Origin of the sequence: Nostoc sp. LEGE 06077, from assembly GCF_015207705.1 — a bacterium.
Taxonomy (GTDB): domain Bacteria; phylum Cyanobacteriota; class Cyanobacteriia; order Cyanobacteriales; family Nostocaceae; genus Nostoc_B.
This window is the reverse complement of record NZ_JADEWI010000013.1, coordinates 13,482-35,483: the sequence shown is the minus strand read 5'-3', so window position 1 is coordinate 35,483 and position 22,002 is coordinate 13,482. Positions and strand designations below refer to the sequence as shown.

General features: G+C 41.9%; 19 protein-coding genes and 3 pseudogenes. 13 read left to right on the top strand and 9 right to left on the bottom strand.

Annotated features, from left to right (window positions below):
- Positions 1 to 10: 10 nt before the first annotated feature.
- The gene (locus IQ244_RS11455; RefSeq protein ID WP_193893740.1) at positions 11 to 1,339 is read right to left on the bottom strand and encodes a nucleotide sugar dehydrogenase; all 1,329 of its coding nucleotides are present in this window, start codon (positions 1,337 to 1,339) and stop codon (positions 11 to 13) included.
- A 352-nt stretch (positions 1,340 to 1,691) separates the two neighbouring features.
- Here IQ244_RS11455 and IQ244_RS11450 point away from each other — a divergent pair, with 352 nt between their 5' ends.
- Complete coding sequence (locus IQ244_RS11450; RefSeq protein WP_193893723.1) at positions 1,692 to 2,816, top strand: glycosyltransferase; 1,125 nt, start codon at positions 1,692 to 1,694, stop codon at positions 2,814 to 2,816.
- On the opposite strand, the gene IQ244_RS11445 is transcribed toward IQ244_RS11450, so the two are convergent.
- Complete coding sequence (locus IQ244_RS11445; protein ID WP_193893720.1) at positions 2,817 to 3,572, bottom strand: Uma2 family endonuclease; 756 nt, start codon at positions 3,570 to 3,572, stop codon at positions 2,817 to 2,819.
- A gap of 10 nt (positions 3,573 to 3,582) precedes the next feature.
- Positions 3,583 to 4,374 carry a Uma2 family endonuclease gene (locus IQ244_RS11440; protein ID WP_193893717.1) on the bottom strand — a complete coding sequence of 264 codons (792 nt, stop codon included), beginning with the start codon at positions 4,372 to 4,374 and terminating at the stop codon, positions 3,583 to 3,585.
- Positions 4,375 to 4,490: 116 nt separating this feature from the next.
- Here IQ244_RS11440 and IQ244_RS11435 point away from each other — a divergent pair, with 116 nt between their 5' ends.
- The 4 genes from IQ244_RS11435 to IQ244_RS11420 all read left to right on the top strand — a co-directional run bounded on the left by IQ244_RS11435 (position 4,491) and on the right by IQ244_RS11420 (position 7,463).
- Positions 4,491 to 4,682 (top strand): DUF2862 domain-containing protein, encoded by a 192-nt coding sequence (locus IQ244_RS11435; protein ID WP_096583306.1) that lies wholly within the window; start codon positions 4,491 to 4,493, stop codon positions 4,680 to 4,682.
- A gap of 86 nt (positions 4,683 to 4,768) precedes the next feature.
- Positions 4,769 to 5,869, top strand: coding sequence for an ArsA family ATPase (locus IQ244_RS11430; protein ID WP_193893714.1), 1,101 nt, complete (start codon positions 4,769 to 4,771; stop codon positions 5,867 to 5,869).
- A gap of 94 nt (positions 5,870 to 5,963) precedes the next feature.
- Positions 5,964 to 7,013, top strand: a complete 1,050-nt coding sequence (gene chlG, locus IQ244_RS11425) for a chlorophyll synthase ChlG (RefSeq protein WP_193893711.1) — start codon at positions 5,964 to 5,966, stop codon at positions 7,011 to 7,013.
- A gap of 162 nt (positions 7,014 to 7,175) precedes the next feature.
- Positions 7,176 to 7,463, top strand: coding sequence for a hypothetical protein (locus IQ244_RS11420; protein WP_193893708.1), 288 nt, complete (start codon positions 7,176 to 7,178; stop codon positions 7,461 to 7,463).
- A 463-nt stretch (positions 7,464 to 7,926) separates the two neighbouring features.
- Here IQ244_RS11420 and IQ244_RS11415 read toward each other — a convergent pair whose 3' ends face one another.
- The 4 genes from IQ244_RS11415 to IQ244_RS11400 all read right to left on the bottom strand — a co-directional run bounded on the left by IQ244_RS11415 (position 7,927) and on the right by IQ244_RS11400 (position 12,108).
- Complete coding sequence (locus tag IQ244_RS11415) at positions 7,927 to 8,889, bottom strand: MDR/zinc-dependent alcohol dehydrogenase-like family protein (RefSeq protein ID WP_193894040.1); 963 nt, start codon at positions 8,887 to 8,889, stop codon at positions 7,927 to 7,929.
- Positions 8,890 to 9,006: 117 nt separating this feature from the next.
- On the bottom strand, positions 9,007 to 9,576 hold the full coding sequence (locus IQ244_RS11410) for a hypothetical protein (RefSeq protein ID WP_193893705.1): 570 nt from the start codon (positions 9,574 to 9,576) through the stop codon (positions 9,007 to 9,009).
- 185 nt (positions 9,577 to 9,761) lie between these two features.
- Positions 9,762 to 10,568: an inositol monophosphatase family protein gene (locus IQ244_RS11405; protein ID WP_193893702.1), complete on the bottom strand. Its 807-nt coding sequence runs from the start codon at positions 10,566 to 10,568 to the stop codon at positions 9,762 to 9,764.
- A gap of 106 nt (positions 10,569 to 10,674) precedes the next feature.
- The gene (locus IQ244_RS11400; RefSeq protein ID WP_193893699.1) at positions 10,675 to 12,108 is read right to left on the bottom strand and encodes a BCD family MFS transporter; all 1,434 of its coding nucleotides are present in this window, start codon (positions 12,106 to 12,108) and stop codon (positions 10,675 to 10,677) included.
- A 226-nt stretch (positions 12,109 to 12,334) separates the two neighbouring features.
- On the opposite strand from IQ244_RS11400, the pseudogene IQ244_RS32455 reads away from it, so the two are divergent.
- The 6 genes and pseudogenes from IQ244_RS32455 to IQ244_RS11385 form a co-directional block, all read left to right on the top strand.
- Positions 12,335 to 12,655: pseudogene (locus tag IQ244_RS32455) on the top strand (nuclease-related domain-containing protein); the annotation flags it as partial.
- Between the two features lie 411 nt (positions 12,656 to 13,066).
- Positions 13,067 to 14,062 (top strand): annotated as a pseudogene (rpoD, locus tag IQ244_RS32450) (RNA polymerase sigma factor RpoD); the annotation flags it as partial.
- Between the two features lie 15 nt (positions 14,063 to 14,077).
- Positions 14,078 to 14,254, top strand: a pseudogene (locus IQ244_RS33220) (tetratricopeptide repeat protein); the annotation flags it as partial.
- Entirely contained in the window at positions 14,228 to 14,677 is a 450-nt protein-coding gene (locus IQ244_RS32445; RefSeq protein ID WP_322746058.1) for a tetratricopeptide repeat protein, read from the top strand. The pseudogene IQ244_RS33220 and the gene IQ244_RS32445, both read left to right, overlap by 27 nt.
- Before the next feature lie 35 nt (positions 14,678 to 14,712).
- The gene (locus IQ244_RS11390) at positions 14,713 to 14,892 is read left to right on the top strand and encodes a DUF6887 family protein (RefSeq protein ID WP_193894037.1); all 180 of its coding nucleotides are present in this window, start codon (positions 14,713 to 14,715) and stop codon (positions 14,890 to 14,892) included.
- A gap of 85 nt (positions 14,893 to 14,977) precedes the next feature.
- Positions 14,978 to 15,928: an aldo/keto reductase gene (locus IQ244_RS11385; RefSeq protein ID WP_193893693.1), complete on the top strand. Its 951-nt coding sequence runs from the start codon at positions 14,978 to 14,980 to the stop codon at positions 15,926 to 15,928.
- A 183-nt stretch (positions 15,929 to 16,111) separates the two neighbouring features.
- Here IQ244_RS11385 and IQ244_RS11380 read toward each other — a convergent pair whose 3' ends face one another.
- Entirely contained in the window at positions 16,112 to 17,650 is a 1,539-nt protein-coding gene (locus IQ244_RS11380) for a DEAD/DEAH box helicase (RefSeq protein ID WP_193893690.1), read from the bottom strand.
- A gap of 67 nt (positions 17,651 to 17,717) precedes the next feature.
- On the bottom strand, positions 17,718 to 19,034 hold the full coding sequence (gene rimO, locus IQ244_RS11375) for a 30S ribosomal protein S12 methylthiotransferase RimO (protein WP_193893687.1): 1,317 nt from the start codon (positions 19,032 to 19,034) through the stop codon (positions 17,718 to 17,720).
- A gap of 656 nt (positions 19,035 to 19,690) precedes the next feature.
- On the opposite strand from rimO, the gene btpA reads away from it, so the two are divergent.
- Both btpA and IQ244_RS11365 read left to right on the top strand, forming a co-directional pair.
- Positions 19,691 to 20,539 (top strand): photosystem I biogenesis protein BtpA, encoded by an 849-nt coding sequence (gene btpA, locus IQ244_RS11370; protein WP_193893684.1) that lies wholly within the window; start codon positions 19,691 to 19,693, stop codon positions 20,537 to 20,539.
- A 62-nt stretch (positions 20,540 to 20,601) separates the two neighbouring features.
- On the top strand, positions 20,602 to 21,591 hold the full coding sequence (locus IQ244_RS11365; RefSeq protein WP_193893681.1) for a vitamin K epoxide reductase family protein: 990 nt from the start codon (positions 20,602 to 20,604) through the stop codon (positions 21,589 to 21,591).
- The last annotated feature ends 411 nt before the right edge of the window (positions 21,592 to 22,002 follow it).

Here is a 22,002-nt window from a genome sequence, read left to right as displayed (position 1 = left end):
TCACCTATCCCTACAGCAAAGTTACTTTATCGTGCAGGCAATCCAGATGTCGAGTGATTCCTCTGGTATCAAGAATTGCTTTGGCTTTGTCCACTAAATCGACATAATCTACTTGACTGTGGTCGGTAGCAATAATTACCAAGTCAGCCGCCGCGATATTCTCATCAGTTAAGGGCAAACTAGCGAAACTTTGACCTCGGACTTCAATTTGCGGCACAAAAGGATCATGGTAAGTCACGGTCATTTTATCTTCTAGTAAATAATTAATTACCATGATTGATGGTGATTCTCGCCAATCACCCAGGTCTTTTTTGTAAGCTGTGCCAATGACCAAAACTTGCGATTTCGCTGGGGCTAAACCCAAATTATTCAATACGCGGCGGGCTTTTTCCCTGACAAACAACGGCATAGAGCGATTGATTTCTCCTGCCAAGGCGATAAAGTGAGTATTAAAATTCACTTCTTTAGCCTTCCATTCTAGATAATGGGGGTCGATGGGGATGCAGTGACCGCCGACACCAGGGCCAGGATAGAAAGGCATAATGCCAAAAGGTTTAGTATTGGCAGCGTCTAAAACTTCCCAAACATTTAAACCGATGCGATCGCACAATAACGCCAATTCATTCACCAAGGCAATATTCACAGCCCTAAAGGTATTTTCAAACACCTTCACCAATTCTGCCGCCTTGGCACTACTTACTGGTACTACATGATCGATTGTCTGCTGGTAGAATAAAGTCGCTACTTCTAGTGAATGAGCATCTGAAGCACCAACTACCTTGTTAGTATTTTTAGTAGTGTATCGTTGATTACCAGGGTCTACCCGTTCTGGTGAATGGGCTAGAAAGAAATCTTCTCCCTGCTTTAAACCACTAATTTGTTCTAAGACTGGACGCATCACCTCATCCGTAGTCCCTGGATAGGTGGTAGATTCTAAAGTTACTAACTGTCCTGGTCGTAAGCGTTTAGCAATAGAATGAGTCACACTTTCTATGTAACTCAAGTTTGGGGTTAAATTTTTTGTTAATGGGGTGGGGACGCAAATTACAATCACGTCCATTTCGGCAAGGGCATCAAAATCTAAAACAGCTTTTAACTTACCACTACTAACGACTTGTTTTAAATCTTCGTCTTTAATATCTGTGATGTAATTGTCAGCCATGTTGACTTTTTCAGCCCTTTGGGGATTTTGCTCAATTCCCACAACTTGATAACCAACTTTGGCTTTTTCGACCGCAAACGGGAGTCCTACATATCCCAAACCTACAACACCAACAATCGCTGTATGTGTTCTAATCTTTGCTTGTAAATCTAATAAAACGGCAGGTTTTTCAAACATGGCTCTACGGATAATAATTACACCTAGAAAATTGGCAATTTTACTGTTGTAATATAGAATATTTCCAATTTTTTATAAGATGGATAACTAAAATTATTGTAAAAGTTTTTACAATACTAGATAAAAATAATTTGTCATCTGTCAAAATGACTCAATACTGGTTGCAGATCCCCAACACATAATTATCCCATCATTGAGTTGCGTGATTATGCCATATTCATCACTCAATAGGTAAAGAATGAGATTGGTAATTATCGGTTAACACAATACAGACTTCGGCGTTGGCTCAAGTGCGATCGCTGTATTAGTTTAGCAGTTTAAGGACAATATATATGATGATATGTAACAAGTTATGAAGCGTGTAGTTTTAGTTACTGGACACTATTGGAATTCTAAACGCAAAGCAGGTTTTCACTGGCTGGCTGAGGCTTTTTGGCATCAGGGTTGGGAAGTTATTTTTGTCACTGCTGCCTTGAGTTGGCTGTCTGTAATTCGGAGAGACTACCGCCTAGCTTATCCTGTATTGCAAGAAGCAAACACACTTCAGCCAATGCGGCAAAATTTCTGGAGTTATGTTTGGTTTACCCCTTGGCATCCGGCTAATCTGCGCTCTCATCTACTCAATCATCTTAGCCGTGGTTTGTTTAATTTATACGGTCAACTTCCTCTAGGAAGCGTAGAACCTCTATTCAAAGAAACTGACTTATTTATCTTTGAGAGTACACCAGCTTTGCTACTATTTGACCGATGTAAACAACTCAACCCCCAAGCTCAGTTTATCTATAGAGTGTCGGACGACTTACGCCTTTTACGCAATCATTCAGTTGTATTAGACACCGAAGAACGAGTAGCCCCCAAATTTGATTTAGTCAGTGTTCCCAGCCAACATATTTACCGTTTATTTGCGGGCTTACCTAATCTAGAATTAGAGTTACATGGTATTCGCAAAGACTTATTTACTCAGGATTATGTCAACCCCTACCCAGTTTCAGATATACCTAACGTCGTTTTTGTCGGTAACGCTCATTTTGATTATGAATTTTTAGAGCAAGCTAGTCAATTATTTCTAAATTGGCAATTTCATATAATTGGGCCAATGAATAATTTACCTCAAAGAAACAATATTTTTGCTTATCAAGAGTTACCTTTTGAGTCTACAGTTGCCTATATTAAACACGCAGATATTGCACTTCAGACACTAGCATATAGTCCTGGTGCTGAATGTTTTACTGATAGTCTCAAAATTATTCAATATAGTTACTGTCAACTACCAATTGTCGCTCCAGCTTATCTTGCATCTTCAAGAACAAATGTTTTTTACTATAAACCAGGAGATGCTAATAGTATTTATCAAGCTTTAATTGCCGCGCAGATGTATGACCGTTCCCAAATATCAACTGAAAATATTTATTCTTGGGATGACTTAGTATCACGGTGGATTAAACGTATAGACAAAAATTCACCAGAAATTATCTAATCAACTTAAATTATCTGGGTCAATTCCTTGCGCTCTTAAATATTCTGCCAGTTTATCAGCGCGTTGGCTTTCTTGTTCGGCTCGTTGGCGTTCTTGTTCAGCTTGTTCTTTCAGTGTTGGTATCCAACCAGCAGTATTGTACCAGCGTAGCCATAAACCAGTGGTCTGTTGATAAGTTCCCTGCCAAAGACCTAATCCTAGGTCTAATTCTTTCAACCAAAATCGGTTATCTGATAAAGGTGTTGGCTCATAACGAGTACCATTAAGTCGAAAAGCCCGCAAATTATTTTCGTAGCGGTCATAGACAACATAATAGGGAACGCGCAAAATTCGCTCATACACTTCCCATTTGGTTGGGGGTTTGTTGGCTTCGCGCAGTGTTTGTCCCAAGTCTTCCTGTTCTGTACCTGGTGAGAGTAATTCAACTACTAAAAATGGCGCAACGCCTTCTTGCCAAATCACGTAACTTAAACGTAAGTCTGGCTGTTGATTAGCAGTCGGTACTCCTAAAACCATGTACCAGTCAGGACGCTTGTACCACAATGTATGGCGCGGGTCATAGTAGAGATTTAAATCGCTTGCCAGTAAAATTTCTGCTGGTGAATAGTTAGCAGGTTGACAAGTCTCACTGAGTAAATCTGCTTGAATACAATGAAATCCGTCTGGCAAGCCTGATTCCCCGATTAATTCACTAGGTAAATCATACATTGTCGGCATAGTTTCTCCTGGTGGGCGGGGCGGGTCAGTTTGATACATAGCTGCTACCTCAAATCATAGTATCTGGGTCAACACCTAAAGAACGCAAATATTCTGCCAACCGTTGCGATCGCTCCTGTTCTTGTTGCAATCTTAATTCAGTGTCAGATAACTGTTGTTGTGCCTCAACTGCTTGTTGCTGTGCCTCAACTACTTGTTGTTGTGCTTCAACTGCCTGTTGATATGCTGCAATTGCTTGATTTTGTAAGGTTAACGCTGCCTCTTCTGGTGTTGGTACTAACTCTCCTTCAGGAGTAAAGTAACGAAGTTTAGCATTTTCCACACCCAAATACAGTCCAAGTACCTCACTCCAACACCAACCACGCGCATCAGGCTCGATTTGTTGATATTTATTACCAATCAACTCAAAACCAGCAAATTCTAAACTTTCGGGTGAAAACCAAAAATACTCAGGTGTATGAAATCGGTTTTCATAGAGACTTTTCTTTAAATTCCGATCAATGTTAGCTGTACTTTCCGAGAGTAATTCAATAATCAAATCAGGATAACGACCATCTTCTTCCCAAACTACCCAAGAATTGCGGTGTCGCTTTTCCGTATCCTTCACTAAAAAAAAGTCTGGGCCACGAAAATCTCGATTTCGTAATTGTTGACGACTAAAGTATATTGTCAGGTTTGCACCAATAAAATAGTCATTTCGGTCACGCCACAGCCATTCTAAGCAAGTAACTAAAAGTAATAGCTGTGCATAATGCAACGAAGTTTCCATTTCCGGCTCATCACTTAACAACCGAGTTGCATCGGGCATTTGTTGTTCTAGCTGTTGCGCTGTGACAAACATGGTTTTATACCTGATTGCGTATTAATTTAATTTTAATTTGGAGTGGAGCGAAGCGATAGATGAGTCCCAGATTCCGCTAAACTGAGACTTGGTTTATTGCATTGTAATCAGGCAGCATGGAAATCGGACAAAAAGTTAAGGTGTATCGTTTACGTGATCGTGTACCCAGTTCAGTTGCTCAAAAACTAGGTAAAGTCGGCGTGATTGAAGGCTACAAAATGACTGATGGTAGCGGCGTTGGCATCGTGGTGAAGTTTGAGGATAATAGCGCCACTTGGTTTTTTGAGGACGAAATCAAACCAGTTTAGTCAGGCTAACTCAAGGCGGAAGCTAAGAGTATTTGCCTAGTGCTAAGTTGGAGTGGAAAAGACAGGCGGTAATTGGAAATCACAAAATGTCCCTAATATTGACATTTTTAGGCAATAGCGGCATCGCTCGTAGCAAAATTGCGATCGCCGCAGCTAAACTATTTGCAAGCCAAGGTAAGCGTGTACTATTGGCAGGACTGGCAGAACCAGTGTTACCTATTCTCTTAGAGCAAACACTCTCTGCCGACCCTCAAGAAATCGCTCCTAATTTGCAAGCAGTACAGTTGCCAGCATCTGTACTTCTAGAACGCAACTGGGAAGAATTAAAAAAACTTGAGGCACAATACCTACGTACACCCATTTTTAAAGAGGTTTATGGGCAAGAACTGGTAGCATTACCAGGAATGGACAGCGCCCTCGCTTTAAATGCTATCCGCGAATATGATGCCAGTGGCAAATATGATGTAATTATTTACGATGGCACGGGTGATTCTTTTACTTTGCGGCTGTTGGGCTTGCCAGAATCTCTCAGTTGGTATGTCCGGCGATTTCGACAGTTATTTGTCAACTCCGATTTAGGCAAGACAATTACAGAATCGCCCTTAATTCAGCCACTGATTAGCAGTTTTTTTAACGTCAACTGGACAGCAGATAACTTTGCTCAACCCACAAACCAAGCCAACGATTTCTTGGATAAGGGGAAGGCGGCTTTAGCTGACCCCAACAGAGTCGCAGCCTTTTTGGTAACTACCAATGACCCCATTGAAGTCGCGGTTGCTCGTTATTTGTGGGGTGGCGCTCAACAAGTTGGTCTGACAGTTGGTGGTGTGGTGCAGATTTCTGACCAAACAACAGCAAACTTAGGCACAGAATTTACACCTTTAGCTGTAAGTGTTGTCCCTGATGTTACGCAAGGGGAATGGCAAGCGCTAATAAATGCTTTACCCAACTTTGTCGAACAAGCAAACCAAGTACCAAGACCAATAGCAATTGATGTCCATAATCGTCAGGTACGCTTATTTTTGCCTGGATTTGATAAAAAACAGGTAAAACTCACCCAAGTCGGGCCAGAAGTAACGGTAGAAGCAGGCGACCAACGCCGTAATATCTTCCTGCCGCCAGCCTTGACTGGTAGGCCTGTGACTGGGGCAAAATTCCAAAATAACTATTTGATTATTTCTTTTTAAACCGTAGAGATGAGTTGAAGTATGAAGCCTGAAGCATGAACAATAAATTTCATACTTCATACTTCATACTTTCCTATCCCCAATACATAATCTTATGTCTGAATCAACTCCTATACCCCCCAATTCCAACCCGGCTGAGGCAGTGGACTCAGTAATAGATAATTCTAGTGAAGCAGGAATAGTAGCAGATAGCGATCGCAATGCCAGAACTCGCCAGCTACTAGGAATGAAAGGTGCAGCACCCGGTGAAACTTCCATTTGGAAAATCCGCTTGCAATTGATGAAGCCTATCACCTGGATTCCCCTGATTTGGGGCGTAGTCTGCGGTGCAGCTTCTTCGGGTAACTACACCTGGACATTAGAAAATGTCTTGAAAGCCGCAGCTTGTATGTTACTTTCGGGGCCGCTGCTGGCTGGTTACACCCAAACCATGAATGATTTTTACGATCGCGAAATTGATGCCATCAATGAACCCTATCGCCCCATTCCCTCCGGCGCAATTTCTGTACCCCAAGTTGTTACCCAAATTTTAGTATTATTAGTATCAGGCATTGGTTTGGCATACCTCCTAGATATCTGGGCTGGTCATGAATTTCCTACCGTTGTAGCCCTAGCGATTTTCGGATCATTGGTTTCTTATATTTACTCTGCCCCTCCCCTGAAACTGAAGCAAAACGGCTGGCTGGGGAATTATGCTTTAGGTGCAAGCTACATCGCCTTACCTTGGTGGGCTGGTCATGCTTTATTTGGTGAACTGACTTGGCAAGTTTTGATTCTCACCTTAATTTACAGCTGGGCAGGGTTGGGAATTGCCATTGTGAACGACTTTAAAAGTGTCGAAGGCGATCGCCAATTAGGATTAAAATCACTACCAGTCATGTTTGGTGTCACCACCGCCGCTTGGATTTGTGTGTTGATGATTGATGTCTTTCAAGGCTTGATGGCTGCTTATCTCGTCAGCATCCATGAAAATTTATACGCCGCCATTTTGGTACTGTTAATCATTCCCCAAATCACCTTCCAGGATATGTATTTTCTGCGTGACCCCTTGAAAAATGATGTGAAATATCAAGCCAGCGCCCAACCATTTCTGGTTCTCGGTATGTTGGTGGTCGGTTTGGCGTTAGGCCATGCGGGAGTTTAAAAAGTGCTGAGTTAAAAGTGCTGAGTGCTGAGAAATCAGAAAAATTATATTTAGTTAAGCACTCAGCACTATTTTCAATTTGAATATTACCTAGGACTCAGAACTTAGCCTGCCACACTGCGATAACATAACTTTTAACTGTTATTTTTATCAGGACTGACAGTGTTGCAAGCAATTATATTTATTATTCACAGCATTCAAAAATTTTTAGTACCGATTTGTTTTGTTGGTGCATGGAGTTTGATTATTCTCGTCGCGTTGAGTCTGTGGACAGCAGCGCGGGATAGCGTAGCTACAGCCAAACAAATGCACCAAATTCCCTGTCCTGGGTGCCAATTTTTCACCGACGACTACCGCCTTAAATGTACTGTACACCCGTCTGCTGCTAATACAGAAGATGCAATCAACTGTATGGACTATCAGCCGAAAACGAATCCTTATTTATATTAAGGGTGCATACTTCGACTACGCTCAGTAAGCAGGGGTTTAGGAGTGTAAGGGTCTAGGGGTTTAAGGGTGTTCTAAATTTTACACTTCATACTTTAACATCGTGTGCAACTTTTTCTCAAACCTAACCCCCAACCCCTTCCCTACGTTCGCGCAGCGTGTCGCAGACAGGGAAGGGGAGCAAGATTCAAAGCCTCTCTCCGCTTCGGCTACGGTGTACACACAAGTCGAAAATTTGCTGTATGAAACCGCATCCCGCCTTAAACTAAAGTTCCAGGCTCATAGCCAAAGTCCACTCAAGTGGACTATAAGACATTTTTAGGTGAGTCATCTTCAGATGACTTTTGCTATGAGACTCGGAATTCATTCCGAGGCGGGACAGATGCACTACACGAATATTTGTGTGTACACCATAGCTCCGTTTCGGGGAGAGGTTTGGAGAGGGGTTTCAAGAATAAGTCGCACATTACATTACTTTACTAATGTCCAACAATACTTTTAACACGCCCCGACGTTGGGCTTCTGCAAAAGCGGCAATAGCTTCTGTGAGGGGATAATGGGCATGAATCAAGGGTTTTACGTCTACTTTTTCTGCTGCTAATAATTCCAATGCAGCCGGGAAAGGCCCACAACGGGAACCAATCAGGGTGATTTCGTCCACAACCAAAGACGAAGCATCTAAACTTAAATTGCCTGCGTATGTACTTTTCATGACTAACGTACCACGAGGTCTTAAAGCGCGACGAGCGATCGCAAATCCTTCAGGATTACCAGTACAATCTACGGAAATATCAAAAGCTTTATCGGTAACTGCATCAACTAAACCAGTTTTCATCCCTCTGGCTGCTAAATTCGCCAGTTTTTCTGAATGACGACCGATAACCAACAAGTCACAGCCAGTTAAAGCCAGGGTTTGGGCTACCAGTTGACCAAGTTTCCCATCTCCCACAACTAACACCCGGTCATCTGCACACAACACCACCTGCTGCTGAATTTCCAACGCTGCTGCTAATGGTTCGGTAAAAGTTGCAATGTCTGTAGACACATTATCCGGTATAGGATGTAAGTTTTCTACTGGTAAACACAGATAATCTGCAAAAGCCCCGTGACGGTTAACAATGCCCAAAACTGTGCGATTTTCGCAGTGAGTCGGCTGTCCTCGACGACAGAAGCGACAATGACCACAGGCTGCATTAATTTCGCCTACTACCCTTCTATTGATTAAGTTCTCCGGCCCTTGTTCCACAATGCCAACAAACTCATGTCCCAAAATACCAGCATACGGATAGTAACCCCGCTTCAACTCCAGGTCAGTATTACAAATTCCCGCCCGTAAAACACGCACCAAAGCTTCCCCTGGTTCAGGTTTGGGAATTGGAATATCTGTGCGTAGTTCCAGTTGTTGGTTTTCGAGCCACAGTCCTTTCATCACTATTCCACTGGTAGATACTGCACCAACCGGTGAATAGTATAACAACTTTACTCTACTCCGCGTGACTCCGCGTTAAACTACCCGCCCCTCTGCGTTTGTGAAATTACTCCCAGCCTAAGCAAATTCCCCCATATCCTGATGGCAATTAACGCCAATTTTATTTAACCAAATGATCAAATCTTCGGAATGCACCGCGATTTCACTTCCTAACGTTTTGATATAAAGTAGCCCATCACTAATAGTTAAATCTCTGATGGGATACCAAGCATCACGATTTTGAATCAAAAGATCCAAAGGAATACCACCTTTTAAAACATTTTTGCGATATCTCCACCAAGCACGCCATAGAAAAACAGATTTCGTACAGTGCATCTGATAGCCTTTTGGCACTTGGCAATATTTATATCGATAGAAACCTCGATTGTCCATCTCTCCTTTTAAGAGATAACTGTATTCTACTAATACCTGATTGATCGATTCCCAATGAGAGGAATTTGCCTGAACGAGAAACTCCGGGAATGTGCTATTTAACTGGGCTGTAGCAATTACACCTTGAGATTTGGCGGTAAGTTGGTTAGTTTTATATACAGTTTGCGCGGTCAAAGCAGAGTTAGATAACAACATATCTTTGTTGTGGATAGTTTTATCTACAAACTCACGAATTAACTCCAGATTGGATAACATAAGATTTATACCAAGTACAAGGTTATGTAACTTAGTAGTTTCGCTAGACTTACAACCCAATCAGGATAAGTAGAAATCGGTTTACACTAAAAACATTGTTGGTTCAAACTTTTATTAAATTAAAGTATAAAAGCCTACACTAATTTTGATAGTGTAGGCTTTTTAAATCAGCTATCTGATGGATATTAAATTTTCAAATCTTGGAGAAATGGCGCAAACACAGGAGCCAAGTCTGAACGACTGAGAACTAGGGTAGGATAAGAGCGATCGCTATAATCTTCTCCAGATATCAAAGGAAATGGCTCAGATTTGAGAGACTTCCAACTCCCACCAGCCGCTTGCACAATTACCCAAGCGCCGGCTATATCCCAAACTTTCGGTGTCGCTTCAATTCCACCTAACACCGCCCCAGTCGCAACGGTGAGAAAGTTATAACTAGCCACACCCAACATCCGAATTTTGCAAGGAAAACCTGGTTGAATAACAGAGGTACTGCGGGAACAAAGGTTAAAAAAGTGATTACCGCTGGGAGCATCAACACTAGAGTGAATGGGATGATTATTGAGAAATGCGCCCGTCGGTGTGACTAAACCCGATGTACCTGGCCAAAAACCGTGAAAACTTTGACCCAATAGCGGTACGTGAACATATCCAAACACAGGCGTACCTTGATACAGCAAACCCAGGGAAATCGACCAAATAGGAATACCACGGGTAAAATTAGTTGTCCCATCTAAAGGGTCAATTACCCAACACCATTCTGTCCCCGGAAAGGTTTTGTCAGCTTCTTCGCTCAAAATACCATAACCAGAAAAGTTAGAGGCGATCACATCTCGAATTTCTTGATCTGCCCATTTATCAGCCCGTGTTACCAAACTACCATCAGCTTTTTGTAAAGCCTGCACTTGACCAAAATCTTGTATCAGTTGTTTGCCCACTCTGGTCGTTGTAGTGTGGGCAAAATCAAGAACTGTTAACCAAAAATCATTCATTAGATTACTAGGGAGTGAGTTAATAAAGTAAAAAGTGAGTGTCTTTTTACTTTTGCCTTTTTCCTTTTACCTTACTAGCCCCTAATACCCATACACCAAATTTTTATTAGTCTAGATCACTTTCTAGAACAGATGCGATCGCCTGTTTGGTACTAGTTTGAAATTCTGTGATGTTGACGCGGTTGAGAAAACCAATTGACAACACCATTCCCACAGCTTCTAAAGCAAATACCAACCCATAAGCTAATTCCAAACTGGGTAACACTCTCCGCCCAATATCCAAGAGTGTACCGCCGATAACAACTGCTAAACCTCTAGAAATAGACTGCGCCAGTCCCCATGCACCAATAAATGTCCCAGCGGCTTCGGCTGCTGTTAAATCTAACATCAAGCTAATTGCAGCCGTTGTTAAAAATCCAGTCGCTAAACCAAACAACACCAAACCAAATTTTAAGAAAGCTGCATTAGCTGTAAATCCCGAAATCCCCAGCAATAATGCACACAAAGCCACCAACATACAGCCTAAACGGGCGCTGCGGCGCTTACCTAAACGCGGAACAATCAAAAACCCAGCCACAGCGTAAGCAACCAGCAAACCCATACCATAATAAATATTCAATTTGGTGCTTTCCGCCAAAGGCATTTTAAACACCTGACCCGCGTAAGGTTCTAAAATTGGGTCTTGCATAAACAAACAGAGTGTCATCACCACCAAAAAGGTGAAAAACAAACCTGTTTGGGGACTGGCTGTTAAAATTTTCCAAGCAGCATCTAGGGTAATGCTATCTTCGCGGTTTACCAATGTGGAACGGCTGGAATATTGGGAGTATTTTTTTTCCACGCCAAAAGTTGCGGCGATCGCTAATCCAAATACAATAGCTGGGACAATGATAAATAATTGGTTGATCGATGCCTGTAATGTCTCTACACTTGCTTCTGGTGTTAATTGTTTGAGCAAGCTCGAACTAATAATTGCCCCAACAATAATTCCCACCATTAGCATCGACCAAACTACACCCACAACTTTAGAACGGTTATCTTCTTCCGATACATCTACCAACAAAGCAGCGAAAGCCGTCCCACTAGCGCAAATTGCTAAACCGTACACAGCAAAAACTAAAGATAGCAAAGCTGTCCAGCCAATAGTTTGAGTTGTCCAAACCCAGCTACCAGAGACACTCGCAGCATTATTCAGTTGCCACATTACTTGTACAGCTAAAAAAGCAGCGATCGCAAATATCGCCGCCCCCACCCATACATAAGCTGTCCGGTGATAACCCCATAACGGTTTAGCATCTGACATCTGACCAAACCAAATCCGCGAAGGCGACACAAACGCAGGTAAAGCCAGCACCAGCGCCACCAACGTCGCCGGAATCGCTATTTCTTGAATCATGACCCTGTTGAGTACACCCAGAGTCAAGATAGACATCATACTCAGCCCCATTTGAAACAAGCCAAGCCGAAACATAGTCGGTAAATTGACCCTTGGCGCAACTGGGTATTTTGTTTCACTATCAAACACTTCACCGCTTGCCATAGTTAGTTTTTTGGATGGTTTATCAAAATAGTCTCTCTTTAATTAAAGATAAACTGTTCGATAAAACTTATATTCCCAATTCTTAAAAAATTTTTGGCTTAGTAAGCTAAATAACACATTCAGTTCGGGGAATACTAAAAATAGTGGGTTCTCGTTAAAACATTTTGTGTAGATAATATCGCTAAAATAGTTAATTTTAATAATAATTCGTTCAATTATATATTTTATGAAATTCCATCCCAATGATATTTCTGATGCTTACCAAGCTGAAAAAGCCGTTTGGCAAAAGTTAAAGTCTGCTTTCATTGATGAGCAGGGTGAAGCCTTTCATTGTTATCAACTATTTGATAAATACGGAAATCTTCAGCGCGAAATTGATATTCTTATTGTTCATCGTCAGTTAGGATTATGGGTAATTGAATGTAAGGGATGTTATATCAATAATATACAAACTATTAATGGTGCTGAATGGAAAATGAAAAACTGGTATGAACATTGGATCAAACCAGTGAATCAAGCACAAGCTCAAATGTTTGCGCTGAAAAGCCATTTGCGGCAACAACTAGAATTTTGTAATTCATTATACTTTAATTTTAGAGTTGCCCTGCCATTTATTAGTCACGAACAGTGGCAAAATAAAGGATTTGCAAATTTTCCAAATACTCAGGGTGTTGTACTAATTGCAGAAGATTTTAAACCTTATACTTTAAAGCATAAATTTACTCAGAGTGTTCAAAGTAGGCAAAGAAATTTAAATGATGAACAATGGCAATCATTAATGCGTGTTTTTGGTATCACCAATCAAACACCTGTGGACAAAGTATCATTTTCAATATCTAAAGAGAGATATATAGAAAAGGAAAAAACGCAAAAAACAGATGACTCAGAAAATCGTAGTCCTGCCTGTAAAATAATTAAGTTGCCTCGTCAGAACTTTCCCGATAATAACTTTCCTATTATTTGTGTCCACCAAAATTATGCTAACAACTTACTCGAAAGCATTTTTCAGCCTGACCTAGAAATAATAAATCAGCCTGACTTTGAGGAGTTAGAAAATCTCTTAATTGAAGAAGAGGATGACTTGCTACTCGTCGATGACGACGAAATAGATGAATTTTTAGAACCTCAGTCTGATGAGGACGACGCAAAGTCGGGAAAAGCCGCTAAATCGCGTCGTCGCACACAAAGCAAGAAAAAGCACTACACAGAAGATTCAATTCGCCTTTACTTGCAAGAAATCGGGCGGATTCGCTTGTTGCGGGCAGACGAAGAAATCGAATTGGCGCGGAAAGTTGCAGATTTACTGGAACTAGAAAGAATCCGGGAAAAACTTTCAGAACAGTTAGATCGCGATCCGCGTGATAGCGAATGGGCAGAAGCAGTGCAAGTACCTTTGCCAGCTTTTCGCTATCGTCTGCACGTTGGTCGCAGGGCTAAAGATAAAATGGTGCAATCGAACCTGCGGCTTGTGGTTTCCATTGCCAAAAAATACATGAACCGTGGTTTGTCATTCCAAGACTTAATTCAAGAAGGTAGCCTTGGTTTGATTCGCGCTGCTGAAAAGTTCGACCACGAAAAAGGTTATAAATTCTCCACCTACGCTACATGGTGGATTCGTCAGGCAATTACACACGGGATCGCCGATCAATCCCGTACTATCCGCCTACCAGTTCACCTTTACGAAACCATCTCCCGGATTAAGAAAACCACCAAGCTACTTTCTCAAGAAATTGGCCGCAAACCCACTGAGGAAGAAATCGCTACTCGGATGGAAATGACAGTTCAGATGCTTTGGTTTATTGCTAAATCCGCCCAGCTACCAATCTCATTAGAAACGCCTATTGGTAGAGAAGAAGATTCTCGACTGGGCGATTTTATTGAATCTGATGGCGAAACCCCAGAAGATCAAGTTTCTAAAAATTTGCTCCGCGAAGATTTAGAAAAAGTCCTCAATGAAGCCTTAGCTTACTTCTACCGTGGTTTTATCCGTAGTAATCTAGGAGAGATGCAAGAAGCCATTGGTAATTACAACCAAGCATTGAAAATTAACCCTGGCTTTGCTGAAGCTTATTTTCACCGAGGGATTGCCCTTTTTTGTTTAAAAGACTTACATAGAGCAATTGAGGATTATAATTATACCTTACGGATCTATCCTGATATTGCTGAAGTTTACAGTCGGCGGGGATTTGCACATTATTCTCTGGGAAATTACCAAGCAGCACTTGAAGATTACTCGCAAGCATTAAAAATTAATTCTGAAAATGCTATAACGTACTACTATCGTGGACTGGTGTATGAAACCCTCAGCGACTATGTGAAAGCACTTGAGGACTATAACCAAGTTTTGGAGATTAATCCTGAGTTTACCGAAACATATTATAAACGAGGCAGTATTCATTACAATCTAGGAAACTATCAACAAGCACTTGAAGATTTAAATAAATTACTGCGTATAAATCCTCATAATTCTCAAGCTTATAACAAACGAAGTAGTATTCGATCTGCACTGAAAGATTACCAAGGCGCAATGGAAGACTTACAAAACGCTTCAAAACTTAACCATATTTAGTGGTAAGCCAAAAAAGCTATTCTTTAGTCACCAAAATGAGTGAGACAAATTATCAACAATTAACTGAAGCAGAATTACGGGAATATATAAAGCATCATCCCCAAGATGAAGAAGCCTTTCAACACTATCTGAGCATTATTAGATCCAAGCCAAATAGGGTTGTGGTTAGCACCGGGGAACAGTTAGAGGCTGAGTTAAAAAAAAGACTGGCATAATAAACAGCGATCGCACCAAAATCAAATTACTAACCAACGCTACACTAAAAAAGTAAAAAAATGTAAATGTATAGATATTGCGATCGTGGAAACAATCACATTAGGCAAAAACGGCCCAACTGTTCCACCCCTGTGTATTGGAACTTGGGCTTGGGGTGATAAACTGTTTTGGAATTATGGCAGCGACTACGGACAAGAACAGTTACAAGCAGCGTTTACAGCAGCCTTAGAAGCGGGTGTTACTTTTTTTGACACCGCCGAAATTTACGGGATGGGACTGTCAGAAAAGTTTTTAGGGCAATTCATCAAGCATACACAACAAACTGTGCAAGTCGCCACGAAATTTGGCCCTGTTCCTTGGCGATTTACAGGACAATCTGTCAGTGATGCCTTAACAGAAAGCCTCAAACGTCTACAACTAGAGAGAATTGAACTGTATCAAGTGCATTGGCCATTTGCTTTCTTTTTGAGTCAAGAAACACTGATGAACACCTTAGCCGATGAAGTGAAGCGGGGAAGAATTGGCGCAGTCGGTGTCAGTAATTACTCAGCATCGCAAATGCGAGAAGCACATCAAATATTAGCAGCTAGGGGAATTCCTTTAGCAGTCAACCAAGTAAGTTATTCTTTACTCACGCGCCAAGTAGAAAGTAGTGGTATTATCGCCACAGCCCGTAATCTTGGTGTAACAATTTTAGCTTACAGTCCTCTAGCCCAAGGATTACTCACAGGTAAATATACTGCTGAAAATCTCGATATGCTGAGTGGTGCTAGAAAGATAGATTCAAAATTTAGTAAAGAAGGCTTGCAAAAAATTGCACCAGTGATATCTCTATTACGTAGTATAGGAGAAAAACGCGATCACACTCCGGCGCAAGTCGCACTCAACTGGTTAATTGCCCAAGGTAATGTGATTCCCATTGCTGGAGTCAAAACAGCCGAACAAGTCAAACAAAATATTGGCGCTTTAGATTGGCAATTAAATAACGATGAAATTGAAGAACTAGAAAAAATTACTCGTCCTTGGTTAAATTAACTCTTAAATTGTAAATATTCAGCTTGTAGCTGCTCTAAATCTGCAATTGTGAACATAAGACTATGGAAAATACATCTTTATCTATGTTCCTACAAGCTGATAGAAACTGTTAGCAGTCAAAGTGAAATAATCAACAGTCGTCAGTAACTAATTAACTATTGACCATTGACTATTAATTCTTGACTAAGAAGCTGATTCTCTAGCTGAAGATGAGCCTAGCTTTTGATTTGCAGAAACGGGAGCTTCACGACGGCCGCCTGTCCGCAGTTTAGGCTTGGGAGTAGAGCGTCTGTCATCGTCACCGTTGTTAGCATCTGATTTGTTCCAAGAACGGTTTCTGTCGCCAGAAAATTCCCGACGTTGCTTGACAATTTTGGGTTTAGCCACAGGAAGTTCCTCTTGGGGAATTTCTACATCTGAGCTTAACCAAGCAGGACGGGTTTCATCGTAAGCAAGTTGCAGTGCAGCAGCAGCGATCGCATGAGCATCATACTGTTCAATCAATTCGCTGACAATGGGTAAGAATGAAGCTAACCGTTCACCGGTCAAGGCTTCTCTGACTTGTTCTTGCAATTTATTGATGTGTCGTGCTTCAATTTGCGCCCGTGTAGGAATGGACAGTAATTGCCAGTTTTGACGGTTATGGCGCTCAAATATTTGCTGTTTGCGACGCTCAAAAGGCTGAACCAAGGTAATTGCTGTACCTTCTTTACCAGCACGACCAGTCCGACCAATCCGATGCACGTAGGTTTCTACGCTATCAGGTAAGTCGTAGTTAATTACGTGAGATAGTTGGTCAACATCTAAACCCCTTGCAGCAATGTCAGTGGCTACTACCCAGCGCACTTGGCGATTGCGGAAGCGGGTTAATAACCGTTCTCTGGCTTGTTGGGACAAATCACCGTGATATTCATCTACACTGTGACCAGCTGCTTGCAGTTGGTTGGTTAATTCTGCCGCTGTTCTGCGGGTACGGACAAAGATTAAGGCTGTTTCTGGATCTTCCATTTCCAGAATTGGCTGTAAAGCTTTGGCTTTTGTCCAGTGACGGGGAATTAAATAAGCTACTTGATTGATTTTGTTGGGTGCAGCTTTGGGTTGCTCAACGGTAACTGTGACGGGCGAGTGCAAAAACTTGTTCACCAACATTCTAATTGATGGTGGCATTGTTGCGGAGAACAAGGCTGTTTGGCGATCTTGAGGTGCTTGAGAAAGAATTTTCTCCACATCATCGATAAAGCCCATACTCAGCATTTCATCGGCTTCATCCAACACAAACCACTTGACTTGATCTAATTTCAAGCAACCGCGCTCTAGCAAGTCAATCACCCGTCCAGGAGTCCCGACAACGACGTGAACACCCCGTTTGAGTTGCATAATTTGGCGGTCTATTGATTGACCACCATAAATTGCTAAAGCTCGTAAGTTACTGTTGCCAATAAATTGGCTGATAGCATCATGAACTTGAATCGCTAATTCACGGGTTGGTGTTAAAACTATAGCTTGCACGGCTCTTTGGTTAACATCCAGCCGTTCTAAAATTGGTAGGGAAAAAGCTGCCGTTTTGCCTGTACCTGTTTGAGACTGTCCTACTACATCTCTGCCTGACAATAGTTGAGGAATGGCTTGGATTTGAATGTTAGTAGGCGCAGTAAAGCCCATTTTTTCTAATAGTTCTGCGCGGTCTTGGGAAATTCCTAGTTCAAGAAACGAAAGATTCATCAATTCTCCTAGATTTTGTTTTTAGACTTTTTGATTTTTAGATTGGGAAATCGAAATCTATTTGTAACTACTCAACAACTTGACCGTAGAGGTCATAGGTATCAGCACTGTGAATTGCTACTGGCACAATGGTTCCTAATTTCGCTGCGCCTGTAATGTACACCTGACCATCGACTTCAGGCGAACTTCTGCCTGAACGACCAATTAATTCACCACTTTCAGGATTTTCTTGCTCAATCAGGACATCAACTACTTTGCCGACTTCCTGTTGATTTTTACGCCAAGAAATTGGTTGCTGAAGTTCCATGAGTCTTTGCCGCCGTTCGTCCATAAGTTCTTGGGGTAACTGATTGGGCAAACTGTAAGCGGGGGTTCCTTGTTCTGGTGAAAAGGTAAAGACACCAACATGGTCAAATTCATGCTGCTGCACGAAGTTTAGTAGATGCTCAAAATGCTCTGGGGTTTCTCCCGGAAAACCAACAATAAATGTTGTCCGCAATACTGCTGTTGGTAGTGCAGTTTTGATGCGCTCGATAATTTCATTATTTACCCGCCCTTGCCAAGGACGGTTCATGGAGCGCAGAATCTCAGGATGAGAATGTTGCAAGGGCAAATCCAAGTAAGGTAGAACGTTGGGTATTTCACCAATTGCCGCAATGACATCTGGGGTCAATCCTGTGGGATAGGCATAGTGCATTCTAATCCAAGGTATATTCACTTTTCCCAAGGCTCGGAGTAATTCGGCTAATTTGGGCTTGCCGTAAATATCCAATCCGTAATTGGTCGTGATTTGGGAAATCAGAATGATTTCTTTTACGCCTTGGTTCGCCAACTGCTCGGCTTCAGCGACAATCGATTCAATAGTCCGCGATCGCTGATTTCCTCGCAGATAAGGAATAATACAAAACGCACACCGATAATCGCATCCTTCAGCTACTCTCAGGTAGGCAACACCCTCTGTGGTCGTGCGGTAACGCGGTGTGGTTTCATCGGCGATATAAGTTGGTTCGGCGCTAATTTGTTTAACACGCTCTCCTTGTTCGGCCCGCTCAATGACGTTGACGATTTTGTGATAGTCGCCTGTACCCACCACTGCTACTGCTTCTGGCAACTCTTCCAATAATTGCTCTTGGAAATGCTGCGCCATGCAGCCTGTTATAACGATTTTTTTATTAGCCTCTGCTAATTCTACTAAAGTTCTGACAGATTCTTCTCTTGCTGCTTCAATAAAACTACAAGTATTAACGATAACGTAATCTGCTAACTCTTCATTTGAATCTACGCCATAACCTGCTTCTACCAGCAGCCCTAGCATATGTTCTGTATCAATTCGATTTTTCTCGCAGCCCAAATGAGATATTGCTATTGTTGGCTTTTCACCCATACTCTAATTTCTGAGGTTTGTTCTTCTAGGTCACACAAAGGGCGGTAGCTTCGCTCTTTGTCATGCACGCCTTTGTTGCTGACAACGCCCAGGTAAGTTTTCCCACTATCAACAACTGTTCAGTGGACTTATGACCTGGATAATTTGCGGTCATGATATGATTATGTCTACTATTAGTCTGTTTCCCAGGGTAAATAGAGTGTCTTTGAATTTTTAAGACACTTGTAATATTTTTTAACAAATCGCTTGTTAGTATTTTACACTACCGCAGCGTATACGTTGCTAATTTACCTGTCGGGAAGCCGCCCAAAAGGCTGGTTGTGAGAAGTCGCTACCCTAGGGAAATCGCACTTGCGACTACGCCTAATCAAGCAGTAATGCTACCCAATGCTCAGACAAGATGCCTAAACTACGGGAAGCTGCCTTGCGTCTTGTGAGTGGCAAACTCCTCTTGTAGCCAGGTTTTATCTTAACATATCTTATGGAACGTTTTACGCCAAATTCCATCCACAGATGGAGGTAGTAAAACTAGCACCAGAGAAGATATCAATGCTAATCAAGGAACTAGGGACGTGAGACGAGAAAATGGGAGCTAGGTGAATTTTAATCCGAAAACCCCATCCCTAATCCCTAATCCCTGAATAATACTTGAAGACGTGGACTTATATCAGATCTTTAAAACTCGTACACCCATTATTGGCGTAGTTCATCTACTGCCATTACCCACCTCACCCCGCTGGGGAGGTAGCCTAAAAGCTGTGATTGACCGCGCCGAACAAGAAGCAACGGCTCTTGCCAGTGGCGGAGTCGATGGCATTATTGTCGAGAATTTTTTCGACGCGCCATTTACGAAAAATCAAGTTGATCCAGCCGTTGTGAGTGCTATGACTGTGGTGGTGCAAAGGATACAAAATTTAGTAACCTTGCCGCTGGGTTTAAATGTGTTGCGGAATGATGCCAAAAGTGCGATCGCGATCGCCAGTTGTGTGCGGGCAGAATTTATCCGTGTGAATGTGTTGACAGGAGTCATGGCCACCGATCAAGGATTAATTGAAGGCGATGCCCATCAATTACTCCGCTATCGTCGGGAATTGGGCTGTGATGTCAAAATTTTGGCAGATGTCTTAGTCAAGCACGCCCGGCCTTTAAGTTCACCCAATCTCACAGTCGCCGTCAAAGACACCATTGAAAGAGGTTTAGCTGATGCAGTAATTTTATCTGGTTGGGCGACAGGTAGTCCTCCTATCCAGGAAGATTTGGAACTAGCTTGTGGTGCAGCCAACGGGACACCAGTATTTATTGGTAGTGGAGCCGATTGGGAAAATATTGCTACACTGTTGCAGGCAGCAGATGGTGTCATAGTTTCCAGTTCCTTAAAACGTCATGGTCGGATTGAGCAACCAATTGATCCGATTCGTGTCAGTCAATTTGTCGAAGCCGCACGCCGCAGTTGGAACTCCAAAAGCACAAACAAATCAACGGAACAAGTCAAGTTACATTCATAGTCAGTAGGGAGTAGGAAATTCACTACTCCCCATTCCCCAATCTCTAATTCTTTACAGCAGTTATGATTCGCCGCCGTTCTACTCCTTGGATTCACAAATGGTCGCGCCCAATAATTGCCGCGATCGCCGGATGTGGTGCTTTGGTTACAGGCTATCTCACTATCGAAAAGCTAACAGGAGGGAGTGCAGCTTGTGTCGCACAAGCTGGTACTAAAGGCTGTAACGATGTACTTTCTAGTGCTTGGGGTACAGTTTTTGGTCAACCACTAGCTTTGTTTGGATTTTTGGCATACATCGGTATGGTGATTTTGGCTTTGGCTCCCTTGGTATTGAAATCTGAAGATAACAACCAGCGCAAGCAAATCGAAAACTTGACATGGTTACTGTTATTGGTGGGAGCGATCGCCATGTCTGTTTTCAGCGGCTATTTAATGTATGTGCTGGCTTTCCAAATTAAAGCGTTGTGTCTTTACTGTCTAGCATCTGCTTTATTCTCCTTAAGTTTGTTAGTTCTGACAATTCTTGGCCGCACCTGGGAAGATATCGGACAGATTTTATTTATTGCCCTAATTGTGGGTATGGTTACATTGCTCGGCACTTTAGGTGTTTATGCTGGTGTGAATCAATCAGGTACAATATCTGGATCAACTGGTGGCCAAGAACGGATTAGTTTTACACCTTCACCCACAGAAACACCTAACCCAGAATTCGGTTGGGAAATTACCACAACCTCTGGTGAAGCAGAAATCGCCTTAGCTAAACATCTGGTGAAAGTAGGTGCTAAAGAATATGTTGCTTACTGGTGTCCTCATTGCCACGAACAAAAACTGATATTTGGTAAAGAAGCTTACCAAATAATTAACGATGATATTAAGGTAGAATGTGCTGGTGATAGTCCTAAAGGGAAGCCAGAATTATGCCAAGCAGCCAAAATCCAAGCTTTCCCTACTTGGATCATCAATGGCCAAACTTATAGTGGCGTTCAAAACCTCACGGAACTAGCTAAGATTACTGGTTATACAGGCCCAAGCAATTTCAAGTATTTCAAGTAATCACTGTTAGCAAAACTGTTTTTCTCAATTAGATTTCACAAATAGTGGTCAACTGGCTGAATGTAACAATATGTTCCCCGTTGACCTATTTTTTTGCAAAGCTATTTTCCAGCGTTAGTATAAGTTACAACAAAATTATTAAAATTCTTAATTTCTTAGTTCTCATTGCCCAAATAAAATATTTGTCACTTTTTGGTCAACGAAAATATACTTTGTTATTAGCAATCAATATTTATACTGAACCTGTTCCTCATCGATACGGAAATACTGGTTAACCTTTGCTTAATCATCAGTCATCATGAATCCTTCCTCGTTAACACTATTTCAAATTATTTGCTGGAACATAACCATACTGACAATTCTTTATACAATAAATCCAATGATATCTCGTAGTATATTTACTGGATTTTT